Raw genomic sequence first — 12,659 nt, forward strand, 5'->3', positions numbered from 1 at the left:
GGACCGGGGCTCGTACCGGGTGGTGCAGGTGCAGCCCACGGGCTGGCTCGACGGGCTGGACACGCCGGGCACGCACGGCGGCTCGGCCGAGAACCCGGGCGACGTGATCCGCCAGATCACGCTCGACTTCGGCGACGACGCCCGGCAATACAACTTCGGAGAGATGCTCCCAGGATCCATCGCGGGCGCGGTGCACTCCTCGCCGACGGGCGACTGCCACGGCCCCGACGCGACGCCGATCGCCGGCGTGAAGATCGACCTGCTCGACGCGTCTGGCGCGGTGATCCGATCGACGGTGACCGACGCCGAGGGCGCCTATCGGTTCGACGACCTTCCGCCGGGGCAGTACGCCGTTCGCGAGCATCAACCGGCGGGTTATTTCGACGGCGACGAGCACCTCGGCTCGGAGAACGGCGTCAAGTCGGACGACCTGCTGAGCCAGATCGTCATCGGCTCGGCGGTCGACGCGGTCGGCTACGACTTCTGCGAGCTGCCGCCGGCCCAGCTATCGGGCTACGTGTTCATCGACGGGCCACCGATTTCCACCTTCGAGGGCGAGGTTCCCGACGACATCGCCTCTGTCCGCGACGGCGCCCGCACACCCGACGACGCGCCGCTCCGCGGCGTGAAGCTGCGGCTCGTGAACGGCGTGACCGGCGAGCCGTTCTACGTGCTCGGCCCCGGCGAAACGATCGACGACGTGCCCGACGGCTACTCTCCTTTCGAGTCCCTGCCGGGCGTGTCGATCGAAGGCCTGTTCGAGACGACCACCGACCGGCGCGGCTTCTACGCGTTCGAGAACCTGCCGAGCGGTTCCTACGCGGTCGTGCAAATCGGCCCCGAGGGCCTGATCGACGGCATCGACACGCCCGGCTCGACCGGCGGCGTGGCGGTCAATCCGATCGACCCGAGCGAGCCCGGCATGATCCCGATCACGCCGTTCCGCGAGCGTTACGGCGAGGACGTGATCTTCGCGATCCCGCTCACCGCGGGCCAGTCGTCGATAGAGAACAACTTCAGCGAGGTCGACACGGTCGGCTTCACGTACATCCCGCCGGTCACCCCGCCGGAGACGCCCCCGCCGTTCGTCGAGCTCGACGCCGCCTTGCCGCCGCCGCGGCAGCCGCTGCGGCCGGTCGCGCCGCCGACGCCGCCCGGGCCGACCTACGTGGGCGGCGGCGGCATGATCCCCTACACGTGGCACCTGAGCGTGGTGAACGCGGGGCGGCCGCGCGCGGCCTCGGCGGCCGACCCGTCGGCGCGGCTCGTGTCGCGGTCGTCGGGCGAAGCGTGGGACGGCGCCGAGCGCGCCGGCGACACGCTCCAACAAGCCAAGTGGCGCCTGCTCGCGAGCGACGTCGAGGGCGCCGACCTCAACGAGCTGCTGTTCGGCGCCGAGGACGCCGTGCCGGTCGCCGGCGACTGGGACGGCGACGGCGTCACCGAGATCGGGGTGTACATCAACGGCGATTGGTACCTCGACCTCGACGGCGACGGCCGTTGGGGCGCTGGCGACCTGTGGGCCCACCTGGGCGGCGAGCAAGACCTGCCGGTCACCGGCGACTGGGACGGCGACGGCAAGACCGACATCGGCGTGTTCGGTCCCGAGTGGCGCCTGGACCCGCTCGCGGCCGACCACGAGCCGGGCCTGCCCGACGCGGACAACTGGCCGGGGCCGATCGAGGGGAAGGCCAAGAACCTGCCGCCGGTCCCCGAGGAAGCGACCTCCGGCGAGCGCCTGCTCGCCCTGCGCCGCCTGGCCGCGCGCCGCGCCGATCTGATCGACCACGTGTTCTTCTTCGGCGTCGAGGGGGACCACCCGGTCACGGGCGACTTCAACGGCGACGGCGTGCGCACCATCGGCGTGTTCCGCGAAGGGCGGTGGACGCTCGACACCGACGGCGACGGGCGCCTCAGCGAAGCGGACACGCAGGTCGTGCTCGGCACGGCCGGCGACAAGCCGCTAGTGGGCGACTTCGACGGCGACGGCGTCGACGAGCTCGGCGTGTACCGCGCGGGCGAGTGGCTCGTCGATCCCGACGGCGACGGCCTGCTCACCGCGTTGCGTTTCGCCGCGACCGACAACGCCCTGGCCGACGCCGACGCGCAACCGGTCGTCGGCGACTGGGACGGCGACGGCGCCGACGAGCCGGGCCTCTACTCACCGGCCGAGGACGCGTCGGCCGGCGAACGCGTCGCCGCGCAGGCAGGCGCCACGAGAGAGTAGGGCAGCCCCCTAGTCCGACTCCCGCAGGTCGGCCATCTCGGCCTTCAGGTGGTCGATCTCGCGCTCGAGCTGGCGCACCTCGCCGGGGTCGTCCAGCTGCTGCTTTGCGCCGGACAGACGCTGCTGCAGCTGATTGAGCTTCTTGCGGATGACTTCCATCCGCTTCTTCGCCTTCTTGTCCATTGGGTGAGCTCGCCTTGTTCGGCGGGTTCGGTTTAGGGGGCTTCTTCGATCAGGGGCTCATCGAAAGCGGGCGCCTCTTCGATCGCCGGCGCGGCGGCACGCGCGTCGGGCAGGTCGCGGAACGAGCGGAGCACCGCCCCGAGCAAGAACACGACCAGCGTGAGCACCAGCGCCACGTTCAGCCACGCCGTGAGCGAGCCGCGCACCCGATCGGCGGCGCCCGTGCGGCCCGCGACGAGGGCCATGATCACCATCACGCCTAGCGCCAGCAAGAACTTCACGCCGAACAGCGGGTGGTACAGCGCGGGCAGGTTCTGGTAGACCCCGACGAACACGAAGAAGTTGTAGAACCCGCTGACGAGCAGCAGGGCCGTGCACACGCCGACGCACGCGGCCCAAGCCTTCCGCCGGCCGGCGAACAGCACCGTCTCCGCGTCGGTCGGCTCGGCCGAGGCCGCCGGCGCGAGCACGAAGCGGAGGTACATCAGCCCGCCCAGCAGCGTGGCGGCGCAGGTCGTGTGGGCGACGCGCGACAACAGCGCGATCAGATAGCCCGCGTCGACGTCGACCGTCGCGTCGGCCAACACACAGAAATCCATAACAGTCCCGCTCCATTGGGTCATGTCGGCTTCGCTTCGTTTGGAGCGGATCGTAGGCGGCCCGGCCGCGGCCGTCCACGGGGCGGCGCCCGGTCGGCTCAGCCCGCGGCGGGCGGCGCGATGCCGATCTCCCGCAGGGCCGACGCCTTATCGGTCGCTCGCCCGTCGAGCTGCGCGCGGCGGGCCGCGGCGAGCAGCGCGGCGAACCCCGGCCCCGGCCGCCGGCCGGCGGCGATCAGGTCGGCCCCGACCAGCAGCGGCGGCGGGTCGAGCCGATCGCGCGGCCACGCGAGCCGCTGCCGGCAGAAGTCGAGGTCCGCTTGGCTGGCCCCGTCTGCCGCGTGCAGCGCCACCAGGTCGGCGCCCCCCTCGGCGGCGAGCAACGGCTGAACGTCCGACCAAGCCGCCCGCGGCGCGTCGGCCAGCGCGCCGCGACCGGCCAACAGCCACGCGGCCAGGTCTTGCTCTTTGTTGGTCCACCGCAGCCGTTTCGCGACGGCGACCGCTTCGGCCGGCGTGGCCGCGTCGGCCAGGGCCGCGGCCAGCGCCAGCGGCGCCGACGGCTCGGTGAGCCGGGCCAGACGCCCGGTCGCGGCCGCGAGGGCCTCCGGGCCGGCCGAGTCGAGTTCGCCCAGCGTGTGCCGGAGCAAACCGACCTGCCGCATCAGCACCAGGCCGCGTGGCGGGTCGGACTCGGTCAGGACCCGTTTGACCTCGGCGCCGATGCGTTCGGGGCTGACTTGGGCGATCGCGTCGGCGTGGCCGCGGATCGCTTTGGCGGTCGCCGGGTCGAGCTCGAACCCGAGCGACGCCGCGAAACGCACCGCGCGGAGCATCCGCAGGCGGTCCTCGGCGAACCGCTCGTCGGCCACGCCGATCGCCCGCACCACGCCCGCCGCGAGGTCGTCGCGGCCGCCGACGTAATCGATCACACGCCCGCCGATCGGGTCGTAGAACAAGCCGTTGATCGTGAAGTCGCGGCGCTTGGCGTCCTCCTCGGCCGAGGTGTACCGCACGCCGGAGGGCCGCCGGCCGTCGACGTACGCGTCGTCGGAGCGGAACGTGGCGACCTCGATCGGCGCGGCGCCGCGCTTGCCCAGCACCGTGATCACGCCGAACGCCGCGCCGACCGCCACCGTGCGGCGGCGGCCGAACAGGTCGCGCACCGCGTCGGGCGGGGCGTCGGTCGCGACGTCGTAGTCCTTGGGGGCCTTGCCGAGCAACCGGTCGCGCACACACCCGCCCGCCCACAACGCCTGGCGCCCCGCGTTGCGGAGTCGGCGGACCACCTCGAGGGCGAACTCTCGCTGGTCGTCGGCGGTGGGCGTGGTGCTCAAGGCGGGTCGGTGGTTTCTCGGCGCCGCTTCTCGGCGATTCGCGCGTCGACCGACGCGACCGAAGCCTCGCGGGCCGCCGCGTCCCAAGCAAGGTCAACCTCCACGCCCGGCGACAAGAACGCAAGCGTCAGCCGAGCCGGCGGCTCGCCGAGCGCGGCCTCGACGGCGTGCGCGTACACCGACATCTGGAAGCGGTACCGCTCGGCCGCCTTAGCGACCTCCGAGGCCCCGATGCGGTTCGTCTTGTAGTCGACAATCCGCCACCCGTCGGCCTCGCGCCAGACCGCGTCGATGTAGCCGCGCAGGACCGCCGGCCGGCTTCCCGGTTCGCCGCTCGCCCGCCACGGGAGAAAGAACTCGAGCTCACGATGCCGCTCGCTCGCCGCGGCCAACGAACGCCACACGCCCGAGGCCAACAGCGACTCGGCCTGCCGCGTCGCCTCGGCGATGGTCGCGTCGACGTCACGCCGCGCGTGCTCCGCCGCCAGCCGCTCGACCAGGCGAAGCAGGTCGGGGGGCGTTCCGTCGAGCGGCAGGTGCTCGGCCACCGCGTGGACCAACGACCCGAGCCGCCGCGAGGCGTCGCGCGACCGATCGCCGTGGGGCTCGGGAGTGGCGGGGGCGGTCGCTTGCAGATTCCCGTTCAGCCGCGAAACGGAAAAAGTTGTCGCTGCCGCAGGGTCGAACTCGATCCGGCCCACGGCCGAGGGCCTCGCGGCCGGTGGGGGAGCGCTGTCGGCTAAGGCCCCGAGCACGCTGTGCAGCTCGCTCTTGCCTTGCCCGGCGCGCCCCCGCGCGGGCGGCGGGTCGGCGGCCACGCGGGCCAGCGCCGGCCCGCCGCCGAGCGTCGCGCCGGTCGCCAGATCGAACCGCTCCGCCAACCGCTTGAGCCACGGCCCCTCGGGGTTGTCGCCCGGCGCCCAGCAGCTAGACAGCACCAGGTGGTCCGCCGCCCGCGTGCACGCGACATAGAACAGCCGGTCCTTCTCGGCCGACTCGGCCTCGCGCTGCGCGGCGCGCCAGAAGTCGATCCCGACAGGCGGCGCGGCGCCCCGCCCGCCGGGGGGGGCCGGCGGCTTGACCAAGGGGCCCAGCGCCGGGTCGAACGTCGCTTGCGTGCGGTCGTGCTGTTCCTTGCGGTTGAGGTCGGGCAGCACGACGATCGGGAACTCGAGGCCCTTCGCCGCGTGCACGGTCATCACCCGCACGACGTCGGCGTCGCCGGCGGTGGTGGCGGCTAGCGCCTCCTTGGGGGGCTGCTTCACGAACTCGGCGAGCCGACGGGCGAAGTCGACGAGCCCCCCGCCCGTGGCGTCGGCGCGGCGTGCTTGCTCGGCGAGTTTCTCGAGGTTGGCCAGCTTGCGCGCTCCGAGGAACTCGGCGAGCAGCGTGGCGTCGTAACCGGTGAGCGACCACGCCAGGTCCAACAGCTCGGCCGCGCCGCACCGGTCCTTTTCTCGACGCAGGCAGCGAACGACCCGCGCGGCGTCGCGGAGCGGCTCGCGGAGCTCTGGCGGCGCTTGGTTGACGACCGACTCGTCGGCGAGGCCGGCGTTGAGGCCGCCGCCGCGCGCGAGCCAGTAGAGCGCCTCGTCCGGCAGGCCGAACATCGGGCTCCGCAACACGCCCGCCAGCGCGATGTCGTCGCACTCGCTGAGCACCGCGCGGAGCAGGTTGAGCAGGTCGTAGACCTCCTGCTGCGAGTAGAACGCGTGGCCGCCGACCAGGTAGTACTCGAGGCCGGCCGCGCGCAACGCGTCCTCGTACAGCGACACGTCGCTGAGGGCGCGCAGCAGCACAGCGAAGTCACCCGCCCGCGGGCCACGCGCGCCGCCGGCGGCCTTGTCCTCGACGAGCGGGCGGCCCGAGCCGATCGCCGCGGCGATCCAGTCCGCGACCCGCCTGGCCTCCGCGGTGCGGCGCTCTTCGGCCGACGGCGCCGCTCCGCCGTCGCCTGCCGGGGGGGCGGTCCAGAGCATCTCGACCGCGGGCTCGTCCGACAGCCCTCCGCGGCTGGGCCGCAGCGGCTGGTAGTGGTGGTCGACGAAGATCGGCTCGAACAGCGTGTTGACGAAGTCCAGCACGCCCGGCTGGCTGCGGAAGTTCATCGACAGCGACAGCCGGCCCTCCTCGGGTGTCGCGGCGCGTAGCCGGTTGAAGACCTCCGGCTCGGCGCCCCGGAAACGATAGATAGACTGCTTGAAGTCGCCGACCGTGAACGGCGCCGCCCCCAGCCCCGCCAGCGCCTGAACCAGCTCCGACTGCAGCGGGTCGGTGTCTTGGAACTCGTCGACCAGCAGCACGCGGACGCCGGCCGCCGCGCTGCGCCGCGCGTCGGCCAGGTCCGGCGCGGTCAGCAGGCGGTGGGCCTGACGCAGCAGGTCGTCGTTGTCGAGGCCGCCGCGGGCGTGCTTCGCGTGCCGGTAGCGCTCGGCGGCGCCCCACGCCAGGTCGTGCAAGCGGAGGCCCAGCTCGGCCGCGGCGCGCATCGACTCCGGGTCGCCCGCGCGGCGTTGCTTGGAGAGCTTGTCGTGGAGCTGCTTGCGGGCCTCGCTGTATTCCGACTTGGTCTCCTTATCGGGCCAGTCCTTCTCGGTGTAAACGTGCTTCCTGCTGCCCGGCTGGCTGAACTCCAGCGCCGTGTGCAGCCGCTTGAGCGCCGCGTCGGGGTCGCGGCCCGTGCGGAGCGACTCGAGCGTGTCGCGGATCTCTTCGACACGCTGCACAAACACCGGCGTGGTCGGCGTGGCGATCGCTAGCAGGTCTTCCAGCTCGCCGAGCATCGGGTCCTCGAGCAGGTCCCGCGCGTAACGCGGCGCCACCCGGTCGCGGTAGTAGATCCGCCACGCGTCGATGGCGTCGTCGGGCGTGGCGTTCCGCCAGCGGGCGAACGCCTGGCTGTCGGCGTGGTCGACCAGGTCGCTCACCCGCGACCGCAGCGCGCCCAGCTCCAGCGCGGCCGCCGCTTCGACGAGGCCCTCGTCCAGCCCGCCGCGGCCGGGCAGCAGCCGCTCGCGGAGCACCGCGTCGACCGCTTGGCTCTTCAGCACGTCGGCTTCGGCCGGGTCGATCACCGCGAAGCTCGGGTCCACCCCGAGCTGCAACGCGTGCTCGCGGATCAGGGAGCTGGCGAACGAGTGGATCGTCGAGATCCGCGCCGCGTCGAGCCGCCGCAGCAGCGAGCGCCAATGGGCCGCGTGGTCGCCGCCCGCGTCCGCGAGCCTCTGCCGGCAGCGCGCGCGCACGCGGGCGCGCATCTCGCGGGCGGCGGCGTCGGTGAAGGTGATCGCGGCGAGCCGCTCGAGGTCCACGCGCCGCCCGTCCGGCGCGTCGGGCTCCAGGTGCGAGAGGAACCGCTCGGTGAGGACGAACGTCTTGCCGCAGCCGGCGCCCGCGTCGACGGTGATCGGCACGCCGTGCGTGCGCAGCGCGGTGCGTTGTTCTTCGGTCAAGCGGGCGAGGCTCACGGCGACTCCCCCTCGGCGGGCCGCGGCGTCTTGCCGAGCGAGCGTGTCTGGGCCACGCGGCAGACGGTCTTGAACTCGCACATCGCGCCGCAGTGCTCGTCGTCGTTGAGCATCGGGAAACTCCCGCCGCGGACCGCGGCCACCAGCTCGCCGGCGGTCTCTAGCGCCGACGCGACCAGCGCCGACCATTCGCCGCTCGGTCGGGCGCGGCCGTCGACGAAGTCGATCATCGGCAGCTCTTTGACCTTCGGCCCCACGAACCCCTTCTCACGCACGCCCCAATAACCGGCGGCGATGGGGATCGCCTCCTCGGAGAGGAACAGGCGCTGCGCGGCGAGCGCGTACAGCACGGGCTGCAACTGCTTGCCGCTGGTGATGTGGTCGACCGACGCGCGCAACTGTTTCGCGGTCTTGTAGTCGATCACGGCGAACAGCGTGCAGTCGCCCATGGCGCCCACGTCGATCCGGTCGATCCGGCCCACGACACGCAGCACCTCGCCGCTGGGCAAGGGCAGCTCAAGCGGCGTGTCGACGCTCGCGGCGTCCTCCGGGCTGTCATCGGTCGAGCCGGGGCCGAAGCGGGCCTCGAGCAGCGTCGGCCGCAGCGGGCGGTCGAGCGTCGCGAAGCGCTTCTCCGTGTCGAACCCGGCTTGCTGGTCCGCGTAGCGGGCGGCCCACTCACGCGCCTGCCGCGCTTCGATCGCCACCAGCGCGGCCTGGTGCGGCGCCGCGCGGTCGGTCGCCCCTAGTCGCGCGACGTGCTCCAGCAGCAGCTCGCCCAGCGCGCGGCCCGCGTCGCTCAGGGGGCGCCCGGCCGGCGCGAGGCCGCCGCCGGCCGTCAGCGCGGCGGCGAGCGCGTCGTGCATCAGCGAGCCGCGTCGGCGGTGGTTCACCTCCAGGTTGAGCTCGCCCGGCGGCGCCATCTTCAGCACGTGCTTGGCGAAGAACTTGTACGGGCAGGTGGCGACCAGCTCGAGCTGGCTGGCGCTCCACAGGTGCTGTGCGTCGTAGTGATTAGTGAGCTCCGCGGCCGCCGCGGGGCCGAGCACGCCCTCCCACGGGCCGAAGTGGTCGCCGCGGCTCCGCTCGCAGACCGCGGTGAGGCCGCGCTGGAGCGCCGGCCCCGTGGCGGCCACCACCGCGGCCAGCGGCGCCGCGTCGCCCCGCACGGCAGCCAAGCTCGCTTGGCGGCGCCACTCGCGCGGCGAGAGCGCGTCGCCCTCGGCGCCCGGCTCGCCAGCCGACGGCTGCAGGGCCTCCGGCGTGAACAGCCGCTGGATGTCTTCCACGTACGGCGACGGCGCGAGCGGCTGGGCCGCGTCGTCGAGCTCCGCGTAGAGAAAGGCCAGCCCTTCGCGGGGCAGCGTCGACAGCTCGTAGAAACGCAGCATCGCTTCGGCCGGCGGCGAGCCCGCCGGGGGCCGGAACGCCTCTTCCGACGCGCCGGCCACCAACAGCCAACCGCAAGGGAGGCCCAGCGCGGTCGACGCGCCGACCACCCGCACCCGTCCGTCCGGCGTCGACGCCGGGGGGAGCTTCACGCGGCTCGCCCACTCTCGCAGCCGCGAGTAGAAGTCCGGCCGCCGCCACGTGCTCACCGGCCGCTTCCGCCAGCGGTCGAGCCACTCTACCGAGGCCGCCGCCCCCTCCAGCGCTTCGAAAGCCTCGGCGCCCGAAGCCAGGGCAGCCGATTGAGGGTCTTGCAGCGTTCGAACGACCGCGACCGCTGCGTCGACCCACTCGAGCGGCGTGGCTTCTTCGGGCAGACCGTCGGCGGCGGCTCGCAGCCGCTCGAACAAGCCCAGCGCCGCCCGCGCGGCGCGGGCCAGCTCTTTGCGGGGCCGTCCGCTCGCGTTGTCGGCCACAGCGGCCGCGTGCCGCTGCAAGCCGGCCAACCCCGATGGCGCCTGCGCTTCGCGGACGAACCACTCCGCCGCAGCCACGCCCGACGCGAACCCCTCCGGCGCGGCGCCGGGCGCGAGGCCGGGCAGGTCGGCCCGCGCGAGGAGCGTCACGAGCGCGTCGAACGCGCCGTCCGACTCCAGCACGCCCAGCAGCCGCAGCATCGCCTGCACCAGCGGCGCTCCGCCCAGGGGCCGGCGCTCGGCGAACCAGCAGGGCACGCCGTACTCGTCGAGTTCGCGGCGGAGCAACGGCAGGTACGCGTCGGGCGACGGCACGGCCACGACCACGTCGTCCGGCGCGGCGCCCGCCAGGAGCAGCTCCTTGACGCGGCGAGCGGTCCGCCGCGCCGCGTCGCGGTCGCTGCGGGCCGCTAGGACCTCGACGCCCGTCGCGTCGGCCGACGGGGCCGCTTGGTCGTCGAACAGATGCCGGGCGATCGCCCGCAGGCCGGCGGGAGGGCTCGTCGAGGACGCGTCCGCGCGGAGCGGCGGCGGCTCGGCCGCCGGGGCGGCGTCCGGCGCGACGGGCCAACTCTCCCGCCGCGACCGCACGGCCTCACGCAGCAGCGGCGCGCCGGCCGGCGCGTCGGGCAGCGGCAGAGCGACCCAGCCCGCACGCTCGGCGAGCCGATCGACCAGTCGCTTCTCGACGGGCGAGACCGGCGCGGTCAGGTCGAGGATCAGGCCCCGCGGCGCGGCGAACGCGTCGAGCGAGTCGCACGCGTGCTCGAGCCGCGCGGCCTCGTCGGCCAGGGCGCCGCGCTGGAGCGCCTCGACGTAGCTGCGGTACAGCCGGCCCAGCGCGCGGCCGGCGTCGTCGCCGCTCTCGGCCCGCAGCAGCGCGTCGGCTTGCGCGGGCGACTTGCCCGCGAGCCGCAGCCGGCGGAAATTGTCGGCCAGGTAACGCCGCCCGCCGGGGGCGCTGAGCAGCGGCGCCAACGGGGCGAAGCCCTCGCCGCGGCCGAGCGTGGCGGCGAGCTCGGCGAGTAGCGCGTCGCGCGCCGTGCCGCCGAGCGGCGCCCGCCCATCGAGCCGGCCGCTGGCCACCCTGTCGGCCGCCTGACGCACGGTCAGCACGCCCGGGTCCAGCCGCGCCGCGACGCCCGCCGCGAGCAACGACCGCCGCACCGACTCGGCCGCCGCCGGGCTAGAAACCAGCCACCAAACCCCGCCGGCGCCGCTCGCGTAGCGCTCGACCAGTTCTCCACGCCGGCGGCCCGGCGTCCCAGCGACCTCGACACGCTTATCGATGAGTCAGTCCCTCAGGAGTCGCTTGTTCGCGGTTGGCCGCAGGTAGAATCGGTGGCCAGCGGCTGGTTGCCCCTGGCCACCAACCCCGCCTTGCCGACCGAATAGTTGACACTGTGGCTAAGGATTCGCTAGTCTCGTATTGGAACAGGGCACAAATGCCGGCCTCACGGGATCGACGCTAATCCGATTGAAGGTTAACGCGAGCGAAGCTTCCCCCCGATCGAAGCTTCCCCCGATCAACGCTTCCCCCCGATCAACAGGCCACGTGGCACGGCTCTCCGAGGGAGCCGGCGCCCCTTCTTCCTACCAATTGAGGCTGGTTTCTGGAATCATTCTTCGCTCCGATCTTTCGGGGCTTTATCGCGGGTCTATCCGCCCGTTCGGGCGGTGATCTTATTTACCGTTTTTCTTTTTGTTCCCGGAGGTTTCCCATGAGAACGCCCTTGCGTTCCCCACGAGGTTTTACCCTCGTGGAGCTGCTGGTCGTGATCGCGATCATCGGCATCCTGGTGGCGCTGCTGCTGCCGGCGGTTCAGGCCGCCCGCGAGGCAGCCAACCGCAACCAGTGCTTGAACAACGTCAAGCAAATCGGCTTGGCCCTGCACAACCACCACGACACCCGTGGCGCGTTCCCGCTCGCGTCGAGCCGGCCCGCCTTCTTGCCGACCGGTGGCACTTCGGCGCAGGTCTACACCGGCATGATGAACAACCTGACGCCGGTGAACGGCCAGATCGGCTCGCCTGCGAACACGCCGATCGACGGTTTCAGCTGGATCGTTCAGCTGTTGCCGTTCATGGAAGAAGAGAACCTGCACGACCGGCTCACCGACCTGAGCCAGAACTTCCGCGGCGACGCGTTCAACAACATGTACGTGCTCTCCGGCACGCAGGGCGCGACGGTGCTTGATCAGAACGAGCAGGCGATCTGGGAAGCCCAGATCGAGACCGTCAGCTGCCCGAGCTTCGACGGCGACGAAGTCGCCGGCATCGCCATCAACGGCGCTAATCAAACCGACCCGGCGAGCGGCAACTACGTCGCCCTGCCGGCGTCGCACTACAACGCGCAGGGCGGCCAGCTGCCGAACTCGCTGGCGCCGACGTCGCCCACCGCGACGCTGGGCCAGGGCAACTGCAACGGCGCCTACTGCGGCAACGGCATCCTGGCTTTCCCCGGCACCATCGGGACTGGGAACAACGCCCAGATCACCGACAAGGGCTACCAGTTCCGCAGCATGACCGACGGCACGGCGAAGACCGTGGTCTTCACCGAGTCGCGCGAGCAGCAGATTAACTCGTGGTACAGCGGCTTGTCAGCCTACGTGGTCGGTGTGTGGCCGGAGCGGGAGGGGCAAGCGGTCCAATTCCCGACCCGCTCGACCGCGGCCCAGCAGGCCGCTTCGGGGCCCGTCGGCTCTTGGACGGTCAATGGCAACCAGTGCTCGGCGCTGAACCAGGGGTCGAACAAGTCGACCCCGCAGGATCAGGAAGAGTACTACTGCCAAAACACCTTCCCGCACGGCAACAACGCGCAGCGTCGCTGGGGACCCAGCTCGCTGCACCCGGGCGTGGTGGTGCACGGCTACGGCGACGGCCACTCCAAGCCGATCAAGGAAGACATCAACACGGATGTCTACATCCACTTGATCACCCGCAACGGCCGCGAGCCGGTGAACGACACCAATCTCTGATCG

At 72.5% G+C, this 12,659-nt stretch carries 7 protein-coding genes; 2 read left to right on the forward strand and 5 right to left on the reverse strand.

What is annotated here, in order from left to right; translation table 11 throughout:
- Window positions 1-2,227: SdrD B-like domain-containing protein (locus tag RIC11_RS17675; protein WP_350213596.1), on the forward strand; the 2,227-nt coding region annotated here is incomplete at its 5' end.
- Window positions 2,228-2,236: 9 nt separating this feature from the next.
- Here RIC11_RS17675 and RIC11_RS17680 read toward each other — a convergent pair.
- The 5 genes from RIC11_RS17680 to RIC11_RS17700 all read right to left on the reverse strand — a co-directional run bounded on the left by RIC11_RS17680 (window position 2,237) and on the right by RIC11_RS17700 (window position 10,845).
- Complete coding sequence (locus RIC11_RS17680; RefSeq protein ID WP_350213597.1) at window positions 2,237-2,410, reverse strand: hypothetical protein; 174 nt, start codon at window positions 2,408-2,410, stop codon at window positions 2,237-2,239.
- Window positions 2,411-2,442: 32 nt separating this feature from the next.
- A complete protein-coding gene (locus tag RIC11_RS17685) occupies window positions 2,443-3,009 on the reverse strand; it encodes a hypothetical protein (protein ID WP_350213598.1) in 567 nt (188 codons plus the stop codon).
- Between the two features lie 98 nt (window positions 3,010-3,107).
- Window positions 3,108-4,346: a CCA tRNA nucleotidyltransferase gene (locus RIC11_RS17690; RefSeq protein ID WP_350213599.1), complete on the reverse strand. Its 1,239-nt coding sequence runs from the start codon at window positions 4,344-4,346 to the stop codon at window positions 3,108-3,110.
- On the reverse strand, window positions 4,343-7,813 hold the full coding sequence (locus tag RIC11_RS17695) for a UvrD-helicase domain-containing protein (protein WP_350213600.1): 3,471 nt from the start codon (window positions 7,811-7,813) through the stop codon (window positions 4,343-4,345). Before RIC11_RS17695 ends, RIC11_RS17690 begins: the two co-directional genes overlap by 4 nt.
- A complete protein-coding gene (locus tag RIC11_RS17700; RefSeq protein ID WP_350213601.1) occupies window positions 7,810-10,845 on the reverse strand; it encodes a PD-(D/E)XK nuclease family protein in 3,036 nt (1,011 codons plus the stop codon). Before RIC11_RS17700 ends, RIC11_RS17695 begins: the two co-directional genes overlap by 4 nt.
- 554 nt (window positions 10,846-11,399) lie before the next feature.
- Between RIC11_RS17700 and RIC11_RS17705 the strand changes: the two genes are divergently transcribed.
- Window positions 11,400-12,656: a DUF1559 family PulG-like putative transporter gene (locus RIC11_RS17705; RefSeq protein ID WP_350213602.1), complete on the forward strand. Its 1,257-nt coding sequence runs from the start codon at window positions 11,400-11,402 to the stop codon at window positions 12,654-12,656.
- Window positions 12,657-12,659: the final 3 nt, after the last annotated feature.

It is taken from the genome of Botrimarina sp., from assembly GCF_040219535.1.
In the GTDB taxonomy this organism is placed as follows: Bacteria; Planctomycetota; Planctomycetia; order Pirellulales; family Lacipirellulaceae; genus Botrimarina.